At 67.8% G+C, this 24,756-nt stretch carries 24 protein-coding genes; 8 read left to right on the forward strand and 16 right to left on the reverse strand.

The annotated features are described in order from the left end of the window. The first annotated feature begins 3 nt into the window (after positions 1-3). Positions 4-1,452 carry a Re/Si-specific NAD(P)(+) transhydrogenase subunit beta gene (gene pntB, locus K3U96_RS25945; protein WP_220691559.1) on the forward strand — a complete coding sequence of 483 codons (1,449 nt, stop codon included), beginning with the start codon at positions 4-6 and terminating at the stop codon, positions 1,450-1,452. Positions 1,453-1,463: 11 nt separating this feature from the next. Next, positions 1,464-2,603, forward strand: a complete 1,140-nt coding sequence (locus K3U96_RS25950) for an acyl-CoA dehydrogenase family protein (RefSeq protein ID WP_220691560.1) — start codon at positions 1,464-1,466, stop codon at positions 2,601-2,603. On the opposite strand, the gene K3U96_RS25955 is transcribed toward K3U96_RS25950, so the two are convergent. Next, positions 2,600-3,793 carry a sensor histidine kinase gene (locus K3U96_RS25955; protein WP_372514993.1) on the reverse strand — a complete coding sequence of 398 codons (1,194 nt, stop codon included), beginning with the start codon at positions 3,791-3,793 and terminating at the stop codon, positions 2,600-2,602. The genes K3U96_RS25950 and K3U96_RS25955 overlap by 4 nt on opposite strands. A gap of 1 nt (position 3,794) precedes the next feature. Further along, complete coding sequence (locus tag K3U96_RS25960; protein WP_220691561.1) at positions 3,795-4,448, reverse strand: response regulator; 654 nt, start codon at positions 4,446-4,448, stop codon at positions 3,795-3,797. A 173-nt stretch (positions 4,449-4,621) separates the two neighbouring features. Here K3U96_RS25960 and K3U96_RS25965 point away from each other — a divergent pair, with 173 nt between their 5' ends. Beyond that, entirely contained in the window at positions 4,622-4,861 is a 240-nt protein-coding gene (locus K3U96_RS25965; protein WP_069405673.1) for a hypothetical protein, read from the forward strand. A 65-nt stretch (positions 4,862-4,926) separates the two neighbouring features. On the opposite strand, the gene ahpD is transcribed toward K3U96_RS25965, so the two are convergent. Beyond that, entirely contained in the window at positions 4,927-5,460 is a 534-nt protein-coding gene (gene ahpD, locus K3U96_RS25970) for an alkyl hydroperoxide reductase AhpD (protein WP_220691562.1), read from the reverse strand. Positions 5,461-5,462: 2 nt separating this feature from the next. Continuing rightward, positions 5,463-6,050, reverse strand: a complete 588-nt coding sequence (locus K3U96_RS25975; RefSeq protein ID WP_069405677.1) for a peroxiredoxin — start codon at positions 6,048-6,050, stop codon at positions 5,463-5,465. A gap of 198 nt (positions 6,051-6,248) precedes the next feature. Here K3U96_RS25975 and K3U96_RS25980 point away from each other — a divergent pair, with 198 nt between their 5' ends. From K3U96_RS25980 to K3U96_RS25990, 3 genes are read left to right on the forward strand one after another with little or no spacing between them, the layout of a single operon-like run. Further along, positions 6,249-6,506, forward strand: a complete 258-nt coding sequence (locus K3U96_RS25980; protein ID WP_220691563.1) for a hypothetical protein — start codon at positions 6,249-6,251, stop codon at positions 6,504-6,506. A 21-nt stretch (positions 6,507-6,527) separates the two neighbouring features. Beyond that, positions 6,528-7,760: an acyl-CoA dehydrogenase family protein gene (locus tag K3U96_RS25985; protein ID WP_220691564.1), complete on the forward strand. Its 1,233-nt coding sequence runs from the start codon at positions 6,528-6,530 to the stop codon at positions 7,758-7,760. Then, the gene (locus K3U96_RS25990; protein WP_220691565.1) at positions 7,760-8,551 is read left to right on the forward strand and encodes a tyrosine-protein phosphatase; all 792 of its coding nucleotides are present in this window, start codon (positions 7,760-7,762) and stop codon (positions 8,549-8,551) included. Before K3U96_RS25985 ends, K3U96_RS25990 begins: the two co-directional genes overlap by 1 nt. On the opposite strand, the gene K3U96_RS25995 is transcribed toward K3U96_RS25990, so the two are convergent. Continuing rightward, positions 8,477-11,173 (reverse strand): PEP-utilizing enzyme, encoded by a 2,697-nt coding sequence (locus tag K3U96_RS25995; protein WP_220691566.1) that lies wholly within the window; start codon positions 11,171-11,173, stop codon positions 8,477-8,479. The two genes, K3U96_RS25990 and K3U96_RS25995, sit on opposite strands and share 75 nt — an antisense overlap. Positions 11,174-11,188: 15 nt before the next feature. Next, a complete protein-coding gene (locus K3U96_RS26000) occupies positions 11,189-12,196 on the reverse strand; it encodes a hypothetical protein (protein ID WP_220691567.1) in 1,008 nt (335 codons plus the stop codon). A 186-nt stretch (positions 12,197-12,382) separates the two neighbouring features. Here K3U96_RS26000 and K3U96_RS26005 point away from each other — a divergent pair, with 186 nt between their 5' ends. Beyond that, positions 12,383-13,063 (forward strand): TetR/AcrR family transcriptional regulator, encoded by a 681-nt coding sequence (locus K3U96_RS26005; protein WP_220691568.1) that lies wholly within the window; start codon positions 12,383-12,385, stop codon positions 13,061-13,063. Between the two features lie 111 nt (positions 13,064-13,174). Continuing rightward, complete coding sequence (locus tag K3U96_RS26010; RefSeq protein ID WP_220691569.1) at positions 13,175-13,948, forward strand: SDR family NAD(P)-dependent oxidoreductase; 774 nt, start codon at positions 13,175-13,177, stop codon at positions 13,946-13,948. Positions 13,949-13,975: 27 nt separating this feature from the next. Here the strand turns inward: K3U96_RS26010 and K3U96_RS26015 are convergent, their stop codons facing one another. The 10 genes from K3U96_RS26015 to K3U96_RS26060 are packed head-to-tail and all read right to left on the reverse strand — an operon-like array spanning position 13,976 to position 24,683. Further along, positions 13,976-15,019 (reverse strand): hypothetical protein, encoded by a 1,044-nt coding sequence (locus K3U96_RS26015; RefSeq protein ID WP_220691570.1) that lies wholly within the window; start codon positions 15,017-15,019, stop codon positions 13,976-13,978. A 17-nt stretch (positions 15,020-15,036) separates the two neighbouring features. Continuing rightward, positions 15,037-16,509, reverse strand: a complete 1,473-nt coding sequence (locus K3U96_RS26020) for an aldehyde dehydrogenase family protein (RefSeq protein WP_220691571.1) — start codon at positions 16,507-16,509, stop codon at positions 15,037-15,039. Next, on the reverse strand, positions 16,506-17,663 hold the full coding sequence (locus K3U96_RS26025; RefSeq protein ID WP_220691572.1) for a cytochrome P450: 1,158 nt from the start codon (positions 17,661-17,663) through the stop codon (positions 16,506-16,508). The genes K3U96_RS26020 and K3U96_RS26025 overlap by 4 nt, the downstream gene beginning before the upstream one ends. A gap of 19 nt (positions 17,664-17,682) precedes the next feature. Continuing rightward, positions 17,683-17,886 (reverse strand): ferredoxin, encoded by a 204-nt coding sequence (locus tag K3U96_RS26030; protein ID WP_230982296.1) that lies wholly within the window; start codon positions 17,884-17,886, stop codon positions 17,683-17,685. Continuing rightward, on the reverse strand, positions 17,883-18,797 hold the full coding sequence (locus K3U96_RS26035) for a 3-keto-5-aminohexanoate cleavage protein (protein WP_069405663.1): 915 nt from the start codon (positions 18,795-18,797) through the stop codon (positions 17,883-17,885). Before K3U96_RS26035 ends, K3U96_RS26030 begins: the two co-directional genes overlap by 4 nt. After that, positions 18,781-19,419 (reverse strand): histidine phosphatase family protein, encoded by a 639-nt coding sequence (locus tag K3U96_RS26040; protein ID WP_084223228.1) that lies wholly within the window; start codon positions 19,417-19,419, stop codon positions 18,781-18,783. Before K3U96_RS26040 ends, K3U96_RS26035 begins: the two co-directional genes overlap by 17 nt. Beyond that, positions 19,416-20,600 carry a thiolase family protein gene (locus tag K3U96_RS26045; protein WP_220691573.1) on the reverse strand — a complete coding sequence of 395 codons (1,185 nt, stop codon included), beginning with the start codon at positions 20,598-20,600 and terminating at the stop codon, positions 19,416-19,418. Before K3U96_RS26045 ends, K3U96_RS26040 begins: the two co-directional genes overlap by 4 nt. Then, the gene (locus tag K3U96_RS26050) at positions 20,597-21,034 is read right to left on the reverse strand and encodes a Zn-ribbon domain-containing OB-fold protein (RefSeq protein ID WP_230982297.1); all 438 of its coding nucleotides are present in this window, start codon (positions 21,032-21,034) and stop codon (positions 20,597-20,599) included. The genes K3U96_RS26045 and K3U96_RS26050 overlap by 4 nt, the downstream gene beginning before the upstream one ends. After that, on the reverse strand, positions 21,031-22,038 hold the full coding sequence (locus K3U96_RS26055) for a hypothetical protein (protein ID WP_220691574.1): 1,008 nt from the start codon (positions 22,036-22,038) through the stop codon (positions 21,031-21,033). Before K3U96_RS26055 ends, K3U96_RS26050 begins: the two co-directional genes overlap by 4 nt. Before the next feature lie 14 nt (positions 22,039-22,052). After that, positions 22,053-24,683 (reverse strand): NAD-dependent epimerase/dehydratase family protein, encoded by a 2,631-nt coding sequence (locus K3U96_RS26060; RefSeq protein ID WP_220691575.1) that lies wholly within the window; start codon positions 24,681-24,683, stop codon positions 22,053-22,055. Between the last annotated feature and the right edge of the window lie 73 nt (positions 24,684-24,756).

Consider the following 24,756-nt stretch of genomic DNA (forward strand, 5'->3'; position numbering starts at 1 on the left):
CCCATGTTCAGTCTCGAGACCACCGCCACCGCGGCGTACGTCGTCGCGGCGCTGCTCTTCGTGCTCTCGCTGGCCGGGCTGTCTAAGCACGAAACCTCCCGCGCCGGTATCAGTTTCGGCATCGGCGGCATGGCGATCGCGCTGATCGCGACGATCGCGCTGGCCGTCAACCACCAGATCGAGCCGCTGGGGCTGGGCCTGTTGGTGGTGGCCATGGTCATCGGTGCGGCGATCGGGTTGTGGCGCGCGCGGATCGTCGAGATGACCGCGATGCCCGAGTTGATCGCGTTGCTGCACTCGTTCGTCGGCCTGGCCGCGGTGTTGGTCGGCTGGAACGGCTACCTGCATGTGGAGGCCGACCCGGCCGGTGCCGAAGCCGTCCAGATGGCCCGGGAGGGGATGCTCGGCATCCACTCCGGCGAGGTGGTCATCGGCGTGTTCATCGGCGCGGTGACGTTCACCGGTTCGATCGTGGCCAACCTCAAGTTGTCGGCCCGGATGAAGTCGGCGCCGCTGATGCTGCCCGGCAAGAACATCCTCAACGTCGGCGCGTTGGTGGTGTTCGCCGCGTTGACCGTGTGGTTCGTGATCGACCCGCAGCTGTGGGTGCTCGTCATGGTCACCGTGCTCGCGCTGCTGCTGGGCTGGCACCTGGTCGCCTCGATCGGCGGCGGCGACATGCCGGTGGTGGTGTCGATGCTCAACAGCTATTCGGGGTGGGCCGCGGCCGCAGCCGGCTTCCTGCTCGGCAACGACCTGCTGATCGTGACCGGCGCGCTGGTCGGGTCCTCGGGTGCCTACCTGTCCTACATCATGTGCAAGGCGATGAACCGCTCGTTCATCTCCGTGATCGCCGGCGGCTTCGGGATGGAGAGTTCCAGCGGCGGGTCCGACAAGGACTACGGCGAGCACCGCGAGATCACCGCCGACGGCGCCGCCGAACTGCTCGCCAACGCCAGCTCGGTGATCATCACGCCGGGCTACGGCATGGCCGTCGCGCAGGCCCAATACGGCGTCGCCGACCTGACCCGCAAGCTGCGTGAACGCGGCGTCAACGTCCGGTTCGGCATCCATCCGGTCGCGGGTCGCCTGCCGGGCCACATGAACGTGCTGCTGGCCGAGGCCAAGGTGCCCTACGACATCGTGCTCGAGATGGACGAGATCAACGACGACTTCGGCGACACCGACGTGGTGCTGGTCATCGGCGCCAACGACACCGTCAACCCGGCCGCCTCGGAGGACCCGGGCAGCCCGATCGCCGGGATGCCGGTGCTGACGGTGTGGAACGCCAACCACGTCATCGTCTTCAAACGGTCCATGGCCTCGGGTTACGCCGGTGTGCAGAACCCGCTGTTCTTCCGCGAGAACACGCAGATGTTGTTCGGCGACGCCAAGGACCGGGTGGATGCGATCAACGCCGCGCTGTCCGAAGCGGTCGCCGCCGGTCACTAGGGTCGGTACCCATGGCTGTCGACAGGTTGTTACCGACCGAGGAAGCGCACGACCTGATCGCGCTCACCCGCGAGGTCGCCGACAAGGTGCTCGACCCGATCGTCGACGCACATGAGAAGGCCGAGACCTACCCCGAGAGAGTGTTCGCGCAGTTGGGCGCGGCCGGCCTGTTGAGCCTGCCGCAGCCCGAGGAGTGGGGCGGTGGCGGCCAACCCTACGAGGTCTACCTGCAGGTGCTCGAGGAGATCGCGGCCCGGTGGGCGGCGGTGGCGGTCGCGGTCAGCGTGCACAGCCTCTCGTCGCATCCGCTGTTGGCGTTCGGCAGCGAGGAGCAGAAGCAGCGCTGGTTGCCGCAGATGTTGTCGGGTGAGCAGATCGGCGCCTACAGCCTTTCGGAACCGCAGGCCGGTTCGGACGCCGCGGCGCTGCAGTGCAAAGCGGTCAGGGCCGACGACGGCTACGTCATCAACGGCGCCAAATCGTGGATCACCCACGGCGGGCGGGCCGACTTCTACACGCTGTTCGCCCGCACCGGCGAGGGGTCAAGGGGCATCAGCTGTTTCCTGGTCCCCGGTGACCTGCCCGGCCTGAGCTTCGGCAAGCCCGAGGAGAAGATGGGGCTGCACGCGGTGCCGACCACATCGGCGTTCTACGACAACGCCCACCTCGGCGCCGATCGCCTCATCGGCGCCGAAGGCCAGGGCCTGCAAATCGCGTTCTCCGCACTGGATTCCGGCCGGCTCGGCATCGCGGCCGTGGCGACGGGCTTGGCGCAGGCCGCGCTGGACGAGGCGGTGCGATACGCCAACGAACGAACCACGTTCGGCCGCAAGATCATCGACCATCAGGGCCTGGGTTTCCTGCTGGCCGACATGGCCGCCGCGGTGGCCGGTGCGCGCGCCACCTACCTGGATGCCGCGCGCCGACGCGACGCCGGTCGCCCGTACTCCCAGCAGGCCAGCGTCGCCAAACTGGTCGCCACGGATGCGGCCATGAAGGTCACCACCGACGCGGTACAGGTGTTCGGCGGTGTCGGCTACACCCGCGACTATCGCGTCGAGCGCTACATGCGTGAAGCCAAGATCACCCAGATCTTCGAGGGCACCAACCAGATTCAGCGCCTGGTCATCGCGCGCGGGCTCACCTCTTAGCGCGCAACGGGCTCGGGCGGCGAGATGGCCGTCACCTGTGTTCCGTAGCCCGGCGCCGAGTCGATCTGCATCGACCCGCCCATCGCGACGAACCGGGCCAGCAGCGAGCCCAGGCCGATGTGCCCGTCGGCGACGAACTGCTCGACGACCGCCGGGTCGAACCCCTTACCGTCGTCGGCGACGGTCAGCACGATCCGGTCCGCGTGCCGCGACAAGCCGACCCGCACCGTCGTCGCACCGGCATGCTTGTGGACGTTGGCCAGCAGTTCGCGGGCGGCCCGGTACAACAACTGCTCAGACTCCGGGCGGCCCACCTCGTCGAGGTCGGCGTGCACGACATAGTCGCCGCGAGTTTCGAACTGCCGCAGCAACTCTCGCACCGCTGGCGTCAGGCCCAGCTGGGCCAGCACCTGCGGATGCAGCTGAGTCACGGTGAAGCGCAACGCCGTCGCGGTCTGCTGCAGCGCAGCGTGTACGGACTCCAGCGCGGGGTCGGCGCTGCGTTCGCGCACCTCGTCGAGATCCAGCCGGGCGGCCAGCAGCGTCTGCAGCGGCCCGTCGTGCAGATGCTCGGCGACCTCCCGGCTGTGCCGCTCGTCGGCGTGCATCGCTTCCGAAATCAGTTGGCGGCGCGTCTCTTGCAGCTTCGTCACCCGAGCCTGGCGGTGCACCAGCACCAGGCACAGCCCGGCGGCGGCGACCGCGGACCAGAACAGGAATCCGACGTGGATGTAGACGATGTCGGGCAGCCCGACGGTGTCGTCGCGCTTGGAGTAGACGATCCACACCCCCAGATAACCCAGCGCGGTGCTGGCGCCCAGAACCGCGGTCAGCATCGGCCGGTCCTGGAACGCCACGACGATCGGCAGCACGAAGAACACCGGCAACAGCGCGGCCGTCGCGCCGCCGGACACCAGGCACAACACCACGACCACCAACACATCCACCGCGGTCGACGACCAACCCGCCCAGCGCGGCATCGGGCCCCGCAGCACCACGGCCAGCCATACCAGCGCGGCGGCCGCGTATCCCCCGAGCACCACCGAGTACACGCCGGGCAGCCAGTGGTCGACGTCCCACAGCCACACCAGCAGCGCGATCAGCCCGATCAGGGGTAGCCGCAGCACGGCGGTGACGCGCACCGGTTCGGCCGTGAAGAAGTCCGCGCCGCGGTCGAGCAGTCCTGGCACGTCAGTCCAGCAACTTGCGCCGCATCGCCTCGGCGACGGCGGCGGCCCGGTCGTTCACGTCGAGCTTCTCGTAGAGGCGTTGCACATGGGTCTTGACCGTCGACGGCGCCAAGAACAACTCCTTGGCCATCGTGGGAATGCTCCGTCCCGCCGCGATGAGGTTGAGCACCTCACGCTCGCGGGGGCTGAGCACCGGCGCGTCGTGTTCACCGCGCTTGCGGATCTCGCCGGCCAATCCGGCCGCCAGCGCGGGTGTCACCACGTCGCGGCCCTTTGCGCAGTCCAATACGGCGTTGACCAGCTCGGAGCGGGTCGACTCCTTGGACAGGAACCCCGCCGCACCGTTCTGCAGCGCCTGGTAGACGATCGCCGATTCGTCGTGGGCCGACACCAGCAGCACCCGCGTGGGCAACGCGTCGCGCTGCACCGCGGCCGCGACCTCGGCGCCGTCCATACCCGGCATGCGGTAGTCCAGCAGGGCGACCTGGGGCTGGTGGGTGCGGATGGCCTCCAGCGCTGTCACGCCGTCGTCCGCCTCGGCGACCACGTCGATCGACCCACTCGACAGCAGCGCGCGGACCACACCCTCACGGAACATCGGGTGGTCGTCACCCACGATCACCTGCACCTTCTCGCCAGGCACCCCCGAAGCCATGCACGAAGCTTGGCATATCGGCCGGCGCTGTTCCCCCGATTGGGGGACAGCGGGTTCATCCGGCGCATCCTCCGGTCGCCCGACATACAACGCGTTGCCCGCAGAGCACCCTTGAGTCATCGCCGGAACAGCCGGCAGCCAGACCAAAAGCCAACGAACACAGGAGATTCGAAATGACCACCAACACCACTCGCCGGGTAGCCCGCTTCGTCGCACTTCCGGTCGTCTCTGCCGGGCTCCTGGCCGGCGTCCTGGGCTTCGCCGGCGCCGCCAACGCCGGCACCTACTCGCAGGATCACACCCCGCGGCCGGGCATCGTCGCGACGCCGAACCACACGGCCCCTTCGGCCACCGGGACCTACGGCCACCGCATCGACCACCTGATGCACGTCCAGCCCGGCTACACCCCCTGAGCTCAGAACCGAAAAGCGGGGCACCCACCAGGGTGCCCCGCTTTCTCGTTCGGTTCGGTTTCGGGCTAGACGGCGGCCAGCACGTCGGCGGTCTGCAGCGCCTGTGCGACGCCGGAGACGATCGACGCCAGCCGGATCGCCTCGAAGATCGCCGTGCGCGACACGTCCCCGTCGCGCAGCGTCTTCTCATGCGCGGCCAGGCAGTGCCCGCAGCCGTTGATGGCCGAGACCGCCAACGACCACAGCTCGAAATCCTCCTTGCCGACGCCGGGGTTGCCGATGATGTTCATCCGCAGGCCGGCCCGCAGGTCGTCGTAGGCGCCGCCGAGCTGGCTCTTGGTGCGGTAGAACACGTTGTTCATCCCCATGATGGCGGCCGCGCCGAGGGCGGCGTTGTAGGCCTGCTCGCTGAGGATGCCCAGTGCGTCCTCGGCGACCTCGCGCAGCAGCCGCTCGGACTTGGTCGCCGCCGCGGTCGCCACCAGTGCACCCCAGAGCTGCTGTTCGGACAGCTCGGTGGTCTTGACGATGCTGCCGAGGTTGAGCTTGAGGTCCTTGGCGTACTCCGGAAGCGCTTCCTTGATGTTGTCGATGCTCACGGTTACACCGCCTCGGCGAGAAGCTCTTCGGGCTTGATGGTCGGGTCACCCTTCTTCCAGTTGCAGGCGCACAGCTCGTCGGACTGCAGGGCGTCGAGCACCCGCAGCACCTCGTCGACGTTGCGGCCCACCGAGCCGGCGGTCACCGACACGAACTGGACCTCGTTGTTGGGGTCGACGATGAAGGTCGCCCGGTCCGCGACGCCGTCGGCGTTGAGCACGCCGGTGGCCAGCGAAAGCTCGCGCTTGAGGTCGGAGGCCATCGGGAACGGCAGCGTCTTGAGGTCCTCGTGCTGGGCTCGCCACTGGAAGTGCACGAACTCGTTGTCGACCGAGACCCCGATCACCTTCGCGTCGCGGTCCTCGAAGTCCTCGTTGAGCTTGCCGAACGCCGCGATTTCCGTCGGGCACACGAAGGTGAAGTCCTTGGGCCAGAAGAAGACGATCCGCCACTTGCCTTCATGATCGTCACTGGTCACACGGGTGAAGTAGTCGTCGGGCTTCTTGGCATCGACCTCCGAGAGATCGCCGCCGATAACCGCCGCCATGTCGTAGCGGGGGAACTGGTCACCGATCGTCAGCAATGCCATGGGCTTGCACACCATCCTTGTCTAGTTTGGAATAAGTCCAGATTACCTATCCGATTCTGTTCGTTCGGTCGACTAAAGACAAGCCTTACGAACGTGATTGTGGCCACACCCGCCCGGTGAAATTAGTTCCGGTTCAGTCGATTTCGGCGCGGCTCTTGCCGGCGGCGGGCGAGTCGACGAGTTGCTAACGTCGGAAAGATGGCCAATATCTCAGAGAACGACCGCATTTCCGACGTCTCGCCCGGTGACATCGTGCTGGTCGCGCGGGGCGGCGACGAGCCGGCGCCGCACCAGGTGGTCCACAAGGACGATCGCGAGGACGTCGTCGTGGTGGCGTACCAGACCGACGACGGCGCGACGTTTCAGGTCGAATACGGCGCCGACGCACGGGTCACCCGTTCGCTCGAGGCGAAATGGGAGTCCGAACAAAGCCCGACGCGACATAAGCCCATTTAAGAGGTGTCATATCGTGGCGGTATGGACTTCGCGATGTCGGCCAAGGCGCAGGATTACCACCAGCGCCTGACCGCTTTCATGACCGAACACGTCTTTCCCGCCGAGGAGGCCTACCACCGCTATCGCGAAGAGGCCGGTCCCAAGGACCACACCGTTCCGCCCGTCGTCGAGGAGCTCAAGGCGCTGGCCAAGAAGCAGGCGCTGTGGAACCTGTTTCTGCCTTCGGTGTCCGGGCTCACCAACCTCGAGTACGCGCCGCTGGCCGAGCTGACGGGGTGGAGCGTCGAGATCGCCCCCGAGGTGGTGAACTGCGCCGCGCCCGACACCGGCAACATGGAGACGCTGCACCTGTTCGCCAACGAAAAGCAGCGCCAGCAGTGGCTCGAACCCCTGCTGGCCGGTGAGATCCGCAGCGCGTTCGCGATGACGGAGCCGGCGGTGGCATCCAGCGACGCCCGCAATATCGAGACGACCATGCTGCGCGACGGTTCCGACTACGTCATCAACGGACGCAAGTGGTGGATCACCGGGGCCGCCGATCCGCGCTGCAAGATCATGATCGTGATGGGCCGCACCAATCCCGATGCGGCCAGCCATCAGCAGCAGTCGATGATCCTGGTGCCCACTGATACCCCAGGCGTCGACATCCAGCGCTCGCTGCCGGTGTTCGGCTGGCAAGACCAGCACGGACACTGCGAGATCGTGTTCGACAACGTCCGGGTGCCCGTCGAGAACCTGCTTCACGAGGAGGGCAGCGGGTTTGCGATCGCCCAGGCCCGGCTCGGCCCGGGCCGCATCCACCACTGCATGCGAGCGCTCGGTGCGGCCGAGCGGGCGTTGGCGCTGATGGTCGACCGGGTCAAGACCCGCGTGGCGTTCGGCAAACCGCTCGCCGAACAGGGCGTGGTGCGCGAGGCGATCGCCAAGTCGCGCAACCAGATCGACCAAGCCCGGCTGATGTGCGAAAAGGCGGCATGGACCATCGACCAACACGGCAACAAGAGCAAGGACGCCCAGGTGCAGGTGGCCCAGATCAAGGCGGTGGCTCCGCAGGTCGCGTGCGACGTCATCGACCGCGCCATTCAGGTGCACGGCGGGGCCGGGGTCAGCGACGACGTTCCGCTCGCCCGGATGTACGGCTGGCACCGGGCGATGCGGCTGTTCGACGGCCCCGACGAGGTGCACATGCGCACCATCGCCAGGGCCGAAATCGGTCGCGAGAAGAGTCCTTTCGCTGCGGCGGTGACGTCCTAGTGGCCGTCGAGGTCGGAGAGCTGGGCGGGGCGTGGAACTTTCGTGACGTCGCGGCGATCACCGAGGTGCGGCCGGGCCGGCTGTTCCGGTCCAGCGAGTTGAGCAGTCTGTCCGAAGACGGACGACGTCGGCTGGTCGCGTTGGGTATCTCCGATGTGGCTGATCTGCGCTCAGACCGCGAGGTCGAACGGCTCGGCGCCGGTCGGGTGCCCGACGCCGTAGCGGTTCACCGGTTGCCGTTTCGTGAACTCGGCGAGCAGGCGCCCCACGAGCAGGCCTTCGAACAGGCCCTGAGCAAGGGCGCCGGGGACGAGGACGTCGCGGTCGTGGCTGCCCGCTACATGACCGACGAGTACGCGAAGTATCCCGCGTTGACAGGGGCGCAATCCGCGGTGCGGCGGGTGATCTCGTTGCTCGCCGACGGCCGACCCGTGCTCGCGCACTGCTTTGCCGGCAAGGACCGCACCGGGTTCACCGTCGCGGTGACGCTGGAGGCCATCGGGGTGGACCGTGACGCGGTGATGGCCGACTATCTGCGCAGCAATCAGGCTGTGCCGCAGCTGCGCGAGCGCATCCTGGAGTCACTGCGCAAACGCGGCGACGAAAACACGCGGGAGATCGAGACGTTCGCTGAGGCGCGACTCGCCGAAGAGGTACTCGGGGTCCGTGACGTCTACCTGCACGCCGCGCTGAAGACGATCGACGAGCGGTACGGGTCAGTGTCCAGCTACCTGGAAGCCATCGGTATCACCACCGACCAGGTCGACAGGTTGCGCAGCGCTCTGCGCTGACGGCTCGAGCACGGTGACGGTGCCCGCGTCGCCGTCTACCTCCACCAGCGCTCCGTCGTCGAGCACACGGGAGGCGTATTCGGTTCCCACCACGGCCGGGATACCGAATTCCCTTGCCACGATCGCCGCGTGGGACATCATGCCGCCGATGTCGGTGACCACCGCGGCGGCGCTGGCGAAAAACGGCGTCCAGCCCGTGTCGGTCGCCCTGGCCACCAGAACGTCGCCGGGCGCCATGTCATCGTCGGGAGACCGCAACACGCGCACCCGACCGCGCACCACCCCGGCGACCGCGGGTACGCCGACGATCGTCTGCTCGACCGGCTCGCGGCCGACCACCTCGGCGGCGGTCATGGGCTGGGAGAACCGCAGGGGCACTTCGATGTTCGCCAGACGCTCACGTTCGGCGCGTCGCCGCGCGATGATCGGCGCCAACTCCAGGCCGCTGGAGACGAACAGTTCGTCGCGCCTGAGGTAGAAGACGTCACCAACCTCCGACAGGCGTCCGGACCCGGCGAGCCGGGCACCCCATTCACGTAGCGCCAACCGCAACTGATGGGTCAGCCGCATCACCGCGTCGCGGCAACGTTCGCGCCGCGAAATCATCGACCGGCTCGCCTTTTCGAGCTGCCTGCCGACGAAATCCAGCCGCTGGCTCTCGGGCGGCTCCGCGGTCACCCCGATCGCACCGGACACTGCCCGCAACAACAGGTGCGGTGCGTCCGCGTAGACACAGTTGGCCAGTTCGGTCTCGCCAGGGCCGCGGTGCCCCGCAGCGGTGAGTAGCGCACTCACCCGTCGCGCGAAATCAGGGTCCCTGCGCTGTAGTTCGGCCCAACTGTTTTCGTCGATACGGGCGGCAAGCACGGCGGCGGCCTCGGGTCGTCGGTAGGCGAGCGCGGCCAGTTCCCGCACGCCGCGCAGCAGCCGCGAGCTGGCCAGCACCTCGTGGTCGCCGGCAGACGGTTGCAGAGCAGCCGTTCCGTAACGCCGCTCGAGCACGGAACTGGGCACGCTGACCAGGAAAGTGCAGAGCAACCCGACCTTCCAGCCCTCGACGCAGTCCTCCCACAGTGACTCGATACGCGCGCGTAACCGGGCATCGGTGAGATCGGCTGCCGCAGTGTGGGACACCTCCTCGGCGCGCTGTTCGACGGCGGCCGCCGCCGCGCGGATTCCGGCCAGCCGTGGACCCGCCACCGCGGCGAACCTCCCGAAGCGGGGCAGATCTCGCAGTGCCGGTCGCGGCCGCACGAAGTCCGGCGGATACGGTCGACCGTTGATCTGGTGCTCGAAGTCCTCGGGCGTCTGCCCCGGTGTCCCGGAAGCCATTTCCCTGAGCACACTGACGTTCTGATAGAACCGGTGCCCGAAGATCGCGAGCTGCCTGCGCCGCACGTTGTCGCGGATCCGCTCGTCGAGCGGAAGCAGCAGCGCGACCTGGTCGGCGCCGGTGAACAGCGCGTCACGGGTCAGCTCCAGCGACAGCGGGGTCATCGGCCCGGGAAACGCCTCCTCGAGATTGGCGCAGGTCCACTCCGGATAGGTGGGATCGGCACGGGGCGTGTCGAATTCGCCGGAGGCCGCCCCGGAAAGCACCTGAAGTGAGCTGCCGTCGACGCCGGCCTGTGCGGCCGGGTGCGGTCGGGCCCGGTCCAGCTTGGTCGGCCTGCGAAGTTCCTTCATCCCGAGCACCAGGTGGCTGGTGGCGTGCCTGCCTTGGTCTGCGATCGCCTCGGCCGAGGTGTAGGCGAGCTCGAACCCGAAGTCCTGCTTCAACCGTGTGGTGTCGGCAATCGGCCAGTGCAGGAACAGGTCGAACAGTTCGGGGGCCGAACGAGCCGCGGGAACCGCCCGGCTCAACGCCCGAACCGTCGGCACCAGCAGCCGCGGCGGTGTCGGCGCACACGGACGCCGCGCCAGGCGCGCCACCTGTGGCCAGCTCAGTTGGTCGTCGGCCGCGAGGTTCACCGCGCCCACCACCGGGCTGTCACAGGCGTGGGCGAAGAAGCGGCCCACGTCGTCCTGGTGCACCATCTGGATCTTCGCGCGCCCGCCGAGGCCGGGGACCGCCGGTTGCCGGTACACGTTCGCCGGCGCGTTGTGGGCGGCGCGGCCCACCACCACCGTCGGACGCACCCGCAGTGCCTGCACCCCGGATTCGACGATCATCCGCTCGGCCTGAGCCTTGTGCCATTCGTACACCAGACCGTGGGCCGGGTTGAGTTCTTCGTGTTCCTGCCACGGCTGCGGGTGATCGGGGTGTGCACCGTACGCGGTTACCGATGATGCGAACACCATTCGGGCGCAACCGGTCTGGTCCATCGCGGTCAGTACGTTGCGGGTGCCGCCGAGGTTGATCGGCTCGGCCTGTTCGTGGGTGACCGATCCGCTCAACGCCCAGGCCAGATGCACCACGGTGGCGCAGCCGTCCATCGCGCGACGAACCGATTCCACGTCGCCGATGTCGCCCTGCACGAACCGCGCACCCTTGGGGAGGGCGCGCGGCTCGTGGCGGGCGAACAGCACGACGTCGTGTCCGGCGCGGACGAGCCACTTGGTGGTGGCCACCCCGAATGCCCCGGTTCCTCCGGTGACCAGCACCGCGCCGCCCGATGTCACGTGCAGAACTTCCGCTCAGCGGTTCGCGGCGTCGTCGACGTCCGGGATCTTGCTCTCCCTGATCCGGTCGCCGAAGGTCTCCAGCCAGCTGAAGCCGAGTTTGACCTCGCGATCCTCACCCGCGCGCCGGGTGTGGCCGGCCTGCGCCCGATATCCACCCCACCGGGCCGCCGTGAACTCCGAGAGCTTGCCCCCGTCTTCGAGTTCGAAGGTCCACTCCTCGCCCGAGGATGCCTTCCACAGTGCGCGCTGTGCCCAATCGTCATCGCCGAGGTCGATGCCGCCGGTGACGCCGCTGTCCATCACCAGCGGACCGTTCTGGTCGTTCACACCGGTGAAGTTGAAGCCGTCCCGGCCGATGCACAGGTGGCCCCACTCGATGGTGCCGTCGTCGTATTCGTTGGCGAACGCCTCCCAGCCCAGTTGGAGATCCTTGAACACCCGGAACTCCTTCCAGTCGTAGCCGGACGGCCAGTAGGCGTGGTCCCAGAACACGAAACCCTCGACACCGTCGCCGAGCACGGTGCCCCGGACCTTGTAGAGCTCGCTGATGTAGAGGATCGGCTCGTCCTCATCCGGCGCGTAGATCTGCACGCCGGGTCCCACCAGGGAGCCGTCCAGGGACAGCAGATCGCCCTCACGCCACTCGAAGGCTCCGGGGGTGGCCTCGAAGCGGAACGCGCCACCGGAGTCCCCGACCTTCTCCATCATCGCGCCGTGCAATAGGACCCGGTCGTCGCCGTACTCGCGCTTGACCTCGCCGCGAACCGTCTTCGCCGAGTCCGGTTCGATGCTCACCGACCCGCCACGGGCGTTCATCAACCACAGCCCCGCCGTCATCGGGCCGATGAACTTCCGCTCGAAGACGTGCAGGGTGCCGTCGGCTTCGCGCCAGCCTCCGTAGAAGTACACCACCTGCTCGGTCAACCCGAACGGGGTGTTGAAGGGGTGGTGCACGCTGATGTCGGGGGTATAGGGCGCGGTCAGCGCCCGATGACGGAACGATCCGATGTCTGATGCCATGTGTTTGCTCCTCGTGGCGCAACAGCTTGTCGCATAACGAAATTCGCGTCTGCAACACGGCGGTCCACGCGGTGCGTAGTGATGCAGACCACGTAACCTTATTACCGACACAATGTGTTGGCAATAGTGGCGGGGCTAGTATTTCTCCGGATCGCCGCACCATCGGACCGTTTCGACAGGAGGGTCGTGACCGACGCGCCAGGTACCCGCAGGCGGCGCCGCTCCGCCGCCGACGGCGACAGCCCGCCGTCGGCGCCGCGTAAGCGCCGGCCGGGGGGCGGCCGCCCTCGTGACCCCGAGATCGACGCCCGCGTGCTGTTGGCCGCGCGCAATGTCTACGCCGAATTCGGTTGGGTGGGATTTCATTTCGACCGCGTCGCCAAGGCCGCCCGGGTCAGCCGAGATGTGCTCTACCGGCGCTTTTCTGATCGCGAGGCACTGCTCATCGACGCGTTGGCCGACGCCGTATTGCCGACCGTCACGGGCGACGGTCCGATCCGCGATCAGCTCATGACCTACGCCCGTGACATCTACACGTACTTCACCTCCGCCGACGGGATCGCGAGCCTGCGAATCCATTTGGAGGCCAAACAGTTTCCCGAACTCTACGCGGCCTTCCGTAGCCGGGTGGTGGACCCCAACTTCGTCGTCAACATCGCCGCCCTCGACGAAGCGGCCCGCAGGGGGGACCTTCGTGAGACAGCCGACCCGGTGGCCGTTCTCGAGTCGATCGGCGGCGGCGTGCTCATCCACGCGCTGTACAGCCAGCACGCCGGTGCGCTGGACGGCGCGTCTCCGATGAGCCCCGGCCGCCTCGACGCGGCCCTGCGCAACTTCGTCGCGCTGGCGCTCGACAACGCACCCTAGCCCCGGGAGACGCCGAATACCGGCCGAATGTACTAACCAGGTTATAGTTTTATGGAATTCGTCGGCGGAAGGCAGGACCGTGCACATCTCTCGCGAAGCCGGACAGCCGCGATGACCGCGCGGGTCGCCCTCGTCACCGGCGCGGCCAGCGGTATCGGCCGTGTCGCGGCTGCCAGGTTAGCCGCCACCGGGTGGACGGTTGCCGCAGTGGACCTGCCCGGTGATGCACTCGACAGCGTCGCTGAAACGACTGGGGCCGTGGGCTTCCCGTGTGATGTCACAGACATCCGGCTGGTACAAACCACTGCCGAGAAGGTGCGCCACCAACTCGGTGATGTTCACCGGTTGGTCAATGCTGCCGGGATCGCCGTCGCAGGACGCATCGATGAGCTGCCGGCCACGACGTTCGCAGAGACCATGGCCGTCAACTATCTGGGCACTGTGCACTGGGTGCAGGCGCTACTGCCCGGCATGCGCGATGCCGGCCGGGGCGATCTCGCGTTGATCGCCTCGTTGGCCGGCTGGATGCCGATGCCTGAGATGGGTGCCTACACCGCGACGAAGTTCGCCGTGGTGGGTTTCGCCGAGACATTGGCGATGGAACTCCGCGGATCCGGTATCACCGTGCGCTGTGTTTGCCCGATGGCGGTCAGGACACCCATGCTCAACAACATCGTGGGTGAGGGCCGGCACGACAGCATGCAGAGATTGGTGCCGTTCATCAGGCCGGAACGGGTGGTCGACGCGCTCGAACAGTCTCTGCAGAGGCGCCGTGCCGGCGTGATGGTGTTTCCCGACGCGTCAAGTGCAGTCGCGTGGCGAGCGCGCCGATGGGCGCCACGGGCGTTGGCGGCGACGATCAACCGGTTCGGCATGAGCCGCTGACGGTGTCGTCAGGGCTCAATCCGGCAGTCACCCATGAGCGTGTCCGTCGGCCGGTGCGCGCGCCAGCAGCTGGTCGACCGATTCGATGCGCTCGTCGCGGAACCGGTCCATGAACGACTCTCCCCAGGAGAAGGCGACCTTGACGTCGCGGTCGTCACCGTGAAGCGAGATCCGTCCCGCCTGGGCGCGGTAGCCGCCCCAGCGGGCCGCCGAGAACTGAGACATCTGCCCGCCGGGTTCCAGTTCGAACACCCAGGTGCGGCCGTCGTGGGCGCGGTAGCCGATCCGTTGCGCCCAGTCGTCGGGGTCGGGATCCACACCGCCCGCGGTGTCCACATCCATGACGATCGGGCCGGTCTCGTCGGCCACGGCGACGAAGTTGAACTTCTGCCGGCCGATGGCGACCTGACCCCACTCGACGTGGCCGTCGGCGAACTCGGTCGCGAACGCCGACCAGGACAGCTGGGTGCCGTTGAAGATGCGGTATTCCTTCCAGTCCTGGCCGTGCGGCCAGTAGCCGTGGTCGAGAAACACGAAACCCTGCACCTTTTCGCCGAGCACGTCCCCGGTGACCTTGTAGAGCTCGCTGGTGTAGAAGAACGGCTCGTCGTGGTCCAGCGAGGCGATTTGAATGCCCGGGCCGACCAGTGCCCCGTCCAGCTGCAGGATCGTGCCCTCCCGCCAGTGCATCGCGCCCGGGGTGAGCCGGTACTCCAGCCCTTCCTCGGGTGCGCCGCCGGCCTTGCCGAGAAGCGAACCGTGCAAAAGGTGTTCGGTGTCGGTGTACTCGCGCTTCACCTCACCGCGAACCGTCTGCAACGATTCCGGAGCCAGCTGGACCTTGCCCGACCGGTTGGTCATCATCCACAGCCCGGCCGTCATCGGCCCGCAGAACTTCCGCTCGACGATGTGCAACGCCCCCGACTCGTCGCGCCACCCGCCGTACAGGTAGGTCGACTCCTCGGTGAGCCCGAGGGGCCGCGCGGTGGGCAGGTGCATGGCCAGGTTGGGCTCATAACACCTGACGGAGGTGGCGAAGTCGAGATCTCCGACCGGGGGTGCTGCTGTCATGCTGCGCTCCTGTTGAGTTAGGTTTCGGCAGAAGGTAGTTGCCAGGCGACGTACTTGACGGTGGTGTATTCGAGCAGACCCTCCTGGCCGACTTCGCGGCCGACACCGGACTGCTTGTAGCCGCCGAACGGTGCCTCGTTGCCCGAGGTGGTGGCGTTGACGCGGACCTGGCCCGCCCGGATGCGGCGCGCAAGGCGCAGCCCGAGCGCGGTGTCGGCCGTCCATACCGCGCCGACCAGTCCGTACGGGCTGTCGTTGGCGATCCGGACACCCTCGTCGGGATCCCCGCTATAGCGGATCACCACCACGACAGGGCCGAAGATTTCCTCGCGGGCCACCGCCATGTCGTTGGTCACGCCGGTCAGAACCGTTGGCTCCAAATAGAATCCGCCCTCGGGAACGCCGCTCGGGCGTCCCCCGCCGCAAGCGATCCGGGCTCCGGCCGCGACGGCTTCGGACACGGTCGCCTCGATCCGATCTCGGGCTGAGGCCGAGATGACCGGTCCCATCGAGGTTTCCGGGTCGTTGGCGGGTCCGACCCGAACGTGCCGCAGCGCTCCGACGAGTGCGTCGACGACGCTGTCCTGCAGAGCGTCGGGCACCAGCACGCGCGTCAACAGCCCGCAACCCTGACCGGCGAGGGTGACAAACCGCAGCACCGCGGTCACCAGCGATGCGACGTCGGCGTCGGGCAGGGCCAGCAGCGCCGACTTGCCGCCGAGCTCGAGCAGCACGTGTTTGAGCGTCGCACCGGCGGACTGGGCGATCGCGCGGCCGACGGCCGACGAGCCGGTGAACGCCACCATGTCGACCCGGGGGTCGGCGACCATCGCCTCACCGACGTCGGCACCGCCGGTCACCACGTTGAGCACGCCAGGGGGCACACCGGCTTCGGCGGCGAGCTCGCCCAGCAGCAGCGCGCAGCTCGGTGCTTCCGGTGCGGGCTTGAGCACCATGGTGTTTCCGGTGGCCAGTGCCGGCGCCACCTTCCACAGGTTGAGCAGATGCGGCGCGTTCCAGGGGGTGATCGCGGCGACGACGCCCCACGGTTCGCGAAGGATCCGCTGACCGGTGGCGGGCGGGCCGGGCAGGTGCGGGAGGGGGCGCCCGAGTTCGGACGTCGCCCTCGCCACCATGTCCCGGTAGTGATCCATCGGACGGCGTACCTGCCCCGGACCGGCCACCCTGCGGCAGGTGCCCACCTCGGTTTCCACGAAGCGGGTGAAGTCGGCACTGTGCTCATCGATCAGATCGGCCAGCCGCAGCAGAACTTTGGCGCGGTGATCGGCGGGCTGCTCGGCCCACTGGCCGTCGTCGAAGGCCCGTCGCGCACCCGACAGCGCCGCGTCGAGTTCGGCCGGGCCGCCCTGCGGGACGGTGCGCACCACCTGCCCGGTGGACGGGTCGACGACGTCGCACATCTGCGCGGCGTCGGTGATCAGCGCGCCGTCGACGAGCAGCCTGGTGCCGACGGTGTCCAGCGCCGTCATCGCGGTGTTCCCGGCGAAAACATGACGGGCATGCTCTTCACACCGCGCATCATCAGCGGCCCGTGCGGCTCGTAGCTGTAGTCGTCGGCGAGCGCCAGGTCGGGCAGCCGGTCCAGCAGCACCTCCAGCGCAACGGTGGCTTCCAGCCGCGCCAGCGACGATCCGATGCAGAAGTGCTCGCCGAACCCGAACGTCTGATGGGTGCGGTTGCGGGCGGCGGGGCGGTCCATGTCCCAGTCGTAGGGCCGGTCGAGCCCGTCGAGATCGCGGTTGGCGTGTGCCACCGCGTTGCACACCAACGCGCCTGCCGGGATGGTCACCCCGGCCACCTCGACGTCGGTGGCGGCCTTGCGCGGCACCCAGTACAGCGGCGGGTCGAAACGCAGCGTCTCCTCGACGACGTTGGCGATCAGCGTGCGGTCGGCTCGCACCCGCCGCCAGCGTGCCGGCACCGAAAGCAGCTGATGCAGCATCGATCCGATCAGGTTGGCGGTGGTGTCGGTGCCGGCGAGGATCAGCATGCGTACGAGGGCGACCAGTTCGTCCGTGCTGAGCCGGTCTTCGCCGTCGTGCACGTCGATGAGGTGGCTGAGCAGGTCCTCACCCGGGGCTCGCCTGCGCTCGTCGATGATGCTCAGCACGTACCTACGCAGTTGAGGGTCGGAGTCGGCATAGCCGCTGGAACCCGGTGCCGCCGCGGTGATCGCGTCGTCGGCCCACTCCACGAACTGGGAACGATCCCCTTCTGGTATCCCGACCAGTTCGGCGATCACCATGGCGGGCAACAGGAACGCGAACTCGGTGCACATGTCGGCGGTCGCCCGGGTGATGAACCGGTCGACCAACTCGTGCCCGATGGCGTAGGTCGGGGCCTCCAACTTTTTCACGGCCTTTGGCGTGAACGCCTTGACCACGAGTTTGCGCATGCGGGTGTGCTCGTCACCGTCAAGGTGCACCAGGCTCGGCTGGGTGCCGGGTTCGCGCGGACGCAGTTCGTTGCGGAACGCCTGCGAATCCTTGAACACCGCGGCGACGTTGGCGTTGCCGGTGACGACGACCGCACCGCCGGGCGCGGGAATGACCGGGCAGCGCGCGGCGGCCTCGCGCAGCGGGGTGTACGGATCGGGCACCGGGGTGAACGGATCGAATTGCACTGGGGATCCTGGGTTCTGCTCAGACATCCTGTTCCTCACTGACGGTGATGGCCGATTCCGGGCAGGCCTGCGCGCCTATGCGGGCTTGGGTCAGGTCGTCGCCGTCGACATCGGGTTTGATGACAACGCAATAGCCGTCCGCGTCGGGCTCATAGATCTCGGGGGCGTGCGCGTAGCACTGCCCGTGGCCCATGCAGCGCTCCGGGTCGACGGTGACCTTCACGAGCTGACCCCGGTCGCCGCGGGGGCGCCGACCCGCTTTCGAAGATCGGCTTGCGTGGCGGGTTCCAGACCCTTGCGGGTGATCAGATCGACGGCACGGTCCACCATTTCGGCGTTGGTAGCGGCGGGAAACGCCCACGGACAGTCGCCGACGCCGACGCGGATGCCCAGGCCGCGGTCCAGTGCGCGTTCCCACAGCTGTTCGCAGCGCTGCGCCGAGCTCATGGCGTAGGGCACCACGACGGTCTCGTGGTCGATGCCTGCGGGAATGCGCGACAGCAGAAAGTCGATGACGTCGGGGTCCGGATCGTTGTTGGACACCCACCGGTCGGAGAAGAACAGCTTGATGTTCAGCGGCTGGCGCAGAACGCCGATGCGCGCGGCCAGCGTCACCCAGCGCATATCGGCGGCGTTGAACACCGCGATGTTGGGCACCAGCCCGAGGTCGGCGAACCGGTCCAGTTCGGGCGGATACGGCGGGTTGGCGTTGTTGGGATCGTCGGGCCCGAAACTGATGACGCCGAACCGGTTCTCCTCCTCCAGCCACAGCACCCGCTTGATGTGCTGGACCGGGTCGAACGGGGTGAGCAGCAGCCTGGTGCCTTGCGGTGGTTGCTTCGCCAGCGCCCAGATGTGTTCGAGGCTGCCGTGGTAGCTGGGATAGGCCAGCGGGTCGACCGCACCCGCCGCGGTCGACAGCACGGTGCGCGAGACCTCGTCGTCCACCCAGGCCTGGGTGCCGTCGTCGTAGCGGGCGTGGAAATGCACCACGGTCGCGCCGTGCTGAATGCACTCGACGACGTCACGGGCGGTTTCCTGCGCGCCGTAGGGCACGTTGGGGTTGTCGTCCTTGCTGACCACCTCGTTGACGCCGACTTCGAGGTACACCTTGCCGTCATCGCGAAAGCTCATTGCGTTCCCTTCGCCGTGCGCTGAACCGCTCGATGTGGTGGATTTCGTTCAGTGAACGGAGGTTCCAGTCACCGGTCGCCGAAATCGTCACGCGGGTGATCGATCCGTACTCGGGTTCGGTGGTGGGCAGACGCACCCCGGAGAGCGCCTTTTCGATACAGGCCGCGATCACGCCGCCGTGACAGAACACCGCGGCGCTGCCGGTGCGGGTCGCGTCGGCAACCCGGTCGACCGCCGCGGTGACCCGCTGCCGGAATTCCGTGAAGGCCTCCGCCATGCCGGGATCGGCCGCAGCCGCCCGCCAGCGGTCCAGTCGAGGATCCTGCTCGACGATCATGTCCTCGATCGGGATGTAGTAATCCTCACCCATGGTGAACTCGGCGAGGTCGTCGTCGATATCCACGGTGAGCCCGAGGTTTTCGGCGGTGGGCGCGGCCGTCTGAAGGGCGCGGCGCAGCCCGCTGCTGGCGACGGTGCGGACCGGCAGCAGCGTCAACGCGTCGGCAACGGCCGCCGCCTGGTCGAGCCCGTCCGCGGTGAGACCGGGGTCGGGCTTGGCCACCCCCTCGACCCGGTTGGGTAATCCGTGACGTATCAACGCCACCTCCACATGGGCGCTCATCGGCGCACCAACAGGACCGCGCCGGCCGTCGGTCCGCCACCGACCCCGACGGCCACCGTGTTGGGGCGTCCCGCCTGACGGTCCCCGCCCCGGCCGGCCAGCTGAACACACGCCTCGTACAACAACCCGCTGCCGTGCAGTCGACCGGCCGACAGTTGCCCACCGCCGCTGTTGAGCGGCAGGGGGCCGTCGAGCGCGATCTGCGCACCGGCGTCCAGGAACGGACCCGACTCGCCCTTGCCGCAGAATCCCAACGCCTCCAACCAGACCAGCGGCAGAAACGAGAACCCGTCGTACAGCTGGACCTGGTCGACGTCGCCGGGGGTCAGGTCGCTGCGTTCCCACAGATGCGCGGCCGCGTCCCAGGCCGCCATCTCGGTCATGTCGTCCCACTGGTCCCACAGCGGGCGGTGGCGCATCGCCCAGCCGAACGCTTCGATGCCGATCGCCGGATGCGGCCCGTCACCGGCGGTGTCCACGTGCGAGACCACGAACGCCACCGACCCGTCACAGGGCACGTCGCAGTCGTACAACCCGAACGGTGTGGTGATCATCCTGGCCGCGAAGTAGTCGTCGAAGGTGAGCGGGTCGCGATACACCGCGTCGGGATTGCGGCCGGCATTGCGCCGGTTGTTGACCGCGATCGTGCCCAGGTGCTCACGGGTGGTGCCGAACTCGTGCATGTGCCGCTGCGCGAACAGCGCGATCCAGTTCGCCGGTGAATGCGCGTCGAACGGCGCGAGCCAGCGACGAAAGCCCGACACCGCGGTGTCGGCGCCGGCCGACAGCGTCGCGGCGCGGCCGGCCGCGCCCTGAGCCGAGGACTCGCCGACGGTGCGGTACACCAGGACATGGCGTGCCAACCCGGTCGCCACGGCCAGACACGCCGAGAAGAAGCCGCCGAGCTGACCTCCTTCGGGGCCACCGTATTTCCAGTTGGTGCGAAGTCCCAGCGCGGCGTGCACATCGTCGGCGCCGGGCCCGGCGAGGCCGGGCGTGTCGAATCCGCCGCCGGGAAATGTTGCCAGGCCGTCGATCTCACTGCGGTCCACGCCCGCGTCGGCCAAGGCGGCCAGGCACGCGTCGACAGTCAGTGCCATTTCGCTGGCGGGTAACCGCCGGCCCACCTGCGAGGATCCGAAGCCCCGGATCACCGCCTGCCGTTCGGGACGGCCGGTCATGGTTGGCCCTTCGCCGCGGTGAACAGCGGCGCGAACAGGCCGTCGCCCAGCGGTTCGAAGACGACCCGCACCCGCATCCCGATCGCGGCGTCGGCGGTGTCCACCATCCGACTCAAAAACCGTAGCCCGTGTTGTTCGTCGAGTTCGACGACGATCACGGCGTAGGGCTCGCTCAGATGCGGCAACCACGGTTGGTGGTTGACCGTGGCGGAGTACACCGTGCCGTTGCCGCTGACAGGAGCAAAGCTCAGGTCGCGCGAAAGACATTGGTGACAAACGGGGTTCGGTGGATGCTGCCAGCGCGTGCAGGCGTTACAGCGCTGCAGGCGCAGTTGACCGTCGGCTCCGGATTGCCAGAACTCCGTCTCGTCGGGGGTGGGGGCGGGCCGCAGCCGTGTCCCGGCGGCCGCCGGCGGATTGTTGGCTTCGGTCACTGCCCGGCGATCCGTCCCGTCGACTCCCAGGTCTTGATCGCGTGCGGGAAGAACTCGTTGTACGAGTGGTACACCACGGGGGTGCGGGTCTCGCCCGCCCGCCGCAGATAGCCCTCCGAGGAGCGATAGAAGTCGAGGCCGGAGGCCTGATCGGGCAGCGCGCCGTCGTCGACGGCCGACCACTCCCAGTCCACACCGTCGACTTCGTAGTACATCCGCTCTGGGAAGGTGTCGGGCTTGTACTTGATGTCGCGGGCGCCCACATTCGATGTGCAGTGCAGCACCTCACCGTCGCCCGTTGCGATCATGGCGAAGTTGAATCCCTCTGCGCCATAACAGATGTGACCCATCTCGACGGACCCGTCGGCGTACTCGGTGCCGAACGGCGTCCAGGCGAGCTCGATGCCCTTGAAGAAGTCGCTGTTGCGCCAGGTGACCCCCGGCGGCAGGTAGCACTGGTCCAGCCACAGGAAGCCCTCGGCGGGCTTGCCGAACGCCGAACCGGACACCCGATGCTGAAGCGAGGTGTAGAGCAGCGGCGTCTCACCGCTGGGGACATACACCTGCATGCCAGGGCCGATGCGCCGACCGTCGAATCGGAGTTCATCGCCTTCGTGGTAGCGCACCCCGGTGCCGGTACGGGTGAATTCGAACGGCTGGCCGGTGGCGTACCCCGACTCGGCCGGCTTGCTGGCCACCCGGTAGGTGTCCTCGGTAACGGTCGTGACGACCGGGCCCCGGAAGAACTCCCGGCCCTCGGGCATGTCGACCTTACGCAGGGCGCCGCCGCGAGACTCGTTGCAGGTGAAGTGCAGTGACCCCTCGAGACCAAGGGTGGACCGGTAGGCGAAGTGCAACTTACCGTCTTCGTCACGGAAGTTGAGGTAGAACCAGGTGCTCGACAGCGACAATCCGAAGTACGTGCGGGTCGGAGCGCCGTCGGCCGCCGTCGGCTCGTAGGTACCGACCAATGTCTGATGCTGGTAGTCGCCCTTGACTGCCATGGTGTTCTGACCTCTCATTCCGTGCGGGGTTCCGCGCCGATGATGCGTACGGTGCCTGCGGTGCCGTCGACTTCGACGAGCTCACCGTTCTTGAGCTGCTGGGTGGCCGTCTTGGTGTTCACCACCGCCGGGATGCCGAACTCCCTGGCGACGATCGCCGCGTGCGACATCGGACCGCCGACGTTCGTCACGATCGCCGCCGCGCAGCCGAAGAACGGGGTCCAACCGGTGTCGGTGACGTTGGCGACCAGCACCTCACCGGGTTCGAAGTCGTCGTCGGGATGACCCAGGATCCGTACGAGCCCACGGGCGGTGCCCGGCGATACCGCCTGCCCGGTCAGCACCTCGTCCCGGCTTACCGCGGTGACGTCATCCGGGGTCCACGGTTGGGTGAAGTGGACCGGGAAATCCAGCGCCGCCAACCGGGTCCGCTCGGCGCGCCTGCGTGTGACGAGCTCTCGGGTATCGGCTGGCGGACAGTAGATCTCGTCGACCGACAGGTAGTGCACATCGTCAGCGGAGGCCAGCGTTTTACGCTCGGCCAACCGCCTGCCCCACTCCCGCAGCGCCAGGCGCAGTTCGTAGGTGATCCGCATGCACAGGTCGCGGCCACGCTCACGTCGCTCGATCGCGCTCACCGCGACCTTGGTCAGGGCACGGGCCAGGGGCGACCTCGCCGACGCGGCCGGGGCGGGCGGTTCGGCGCGTCCGCTGCCCAGCACCGAGCGCAGCAGAAGCTCGGGAGCATCGGCGTAAACGGGGTTACTGAGTTCGGTTTCCCCGGGGCCGCGGTGCCCGCATTCGGCGACCATCCGGTCGAACTTCGCGGCGAACGTGGGCGCGTCGCTGCGCAGTTTGTCCAGCACCACCTCGCGCGGGCTGTCCTGGATCAACCGGCGGAGCCCGTCGTCGCCCGCGAGGACGTCGGCGAGTTCGCGCACTCCGCGCAACAGCGCCGCGCTGCGCAGGTTCTGCGTTCCCGCCCGCACGTTCATCGCGGCTCGATCCCCGTAGCGCTGTGAGATCAGGTTCATCGGCAGGCTCACCATGAAGGTGTTCATGTTGTTGATGTCCCATGCGCGCACCACCAGGTCGCAGACCAACTCGATCCGGCTCAGCAGCTGTTCGTCGCTGATGCCACACAGGTCGGGCCGGCTGTCGGTCAACCGTCGGGATCGCCGTTCCATTGCGGCCAGTTCGTGTCCGAGCCCGGCGATCTGGGGCCCGCCCTTGAGCGCCGCTTTGGCACCGGCGACCAGATCGGCCCGTGAGAAGGGCGGGGGTCGGTAGCCCTCCGGCAGCGGCGTCCCGTTCATCTGGTGTTCGAAACCTTCGGGTGTCTGACCGGGGATGGCGTTGGCCAGCTTTTTCATCGCCGTCATGTTGTTGTAGAGCCGGTGTCCGATGGTGCCCACCTGCTTGCTGCGCACCGTCGCGAAGAGTTCTGGCTCCAGCGGGAACAGGTGATCGAGCATGCCGGCACCGCTGAACATGATGCGGTTGGCCAGCCCGAGCGAGAACGGCGTCATGGGACCCGGGAAGGCTTCAGACAGGTTCGCTGCGCTCCACTCCGGAAGATCGGGATCGCAAGTCACGCTGTCGAATTCACCGGTGTACTCCGGCGGCACGATCCGCGTCGCGCGGCCGTCCGGACCGCAGGTTTCGCGCGGAAAGACGGCCGGTGCGGCGAGGCGGACTGGCTTTCGGATGGACCGCGTCCCCACGGTCCACATGCTCGACGACCAGTCGGTCATGTCGGCCACCGCGTCGGCCGAGCTGTACGCGCAGCGGAACCCGAACTCCTCACGCAGCCTTCGGGTGTCACCGAGTGGATAGTTGAGGAAAAGTTCGATCAGGTCGGGCACCGATTCGAATCGATCGGCGTTGCCGATCAGACCGGCCATCATGCGGGCGAACCGCTCGCCGGAGTTCAGCACCGGCCGACCGATGACGTGGGCCATCTCGGTGAACGTCAGCGCGTCATCGGCGTTGAGGTTGACGGTGCCGGTGGGTCCACCCAGCGCAGCCTTGGCGCAAAACCGTCCGACGTCGTCGACGTGCACCAACTGCATCCGGGCGTCGCTCCCCGGGGTTACCACGACCGGCTGGCGGAAGATGTTGGCCGGCGCGCTCCACGCGGATCGCCCGACGATGACGGTGGGACGGACGTTGACCGCTTCCACGCCGGATTCGGCGATCATCTTCTCGGCGCGGACCTTGTTGCGTTCGTAGTGGAACGACGGCGCGGGCCGGGGCGTCTCGTCTTCGGTGTAGGGCTGGGGGTGATCGGCGTGCCCGCCGTAGACAGTGATCGAGGAGGCGAACACCATTCGGCGGCAGTCGTGCTCGGCCATGGCGCGCAGCAGGTTGGTGGTACCCCCGATGTCGATGCCCTCGGCGACCTCGGCGCTCTGCATGGCCGACATCGTCCACGCGAAGTGGGCGATCCCGTCGCAGCCCGCCACCGCCCGCGACACCCCGTCGGCATCCTGGATGTCGGCGGCGACGTACGTGACATCCGCAATCGGCACCGCCGGGAGGCGCCGCGCCAGCACGACGACGTCGGCCCCCATCCGCTTGAGCCATTTCACGGTGGCCGCGCCCGCCGCCCCGGTGCCGCCGGTGACTAGAACCCGTCCTGCCATCTCACCTTCACGATCGTCGAGGGAAGCTTAACTATAACCTGGTTATAGGATTCTGGCGTACGGTCGGAACACA

It is taken from the genome of Mycolicibacterium holsaticum DSM 44478 = JCM 12374 (assembly GCF_019645835.1).
In the GTDB taxonomy this organism is placed as follows: Bacteria; Actinomycetota; Actinomycetes; order Mycobacteriales; family Mycobacteriaceae; genus Mycobacterium; species Mycobacterium holsaticum.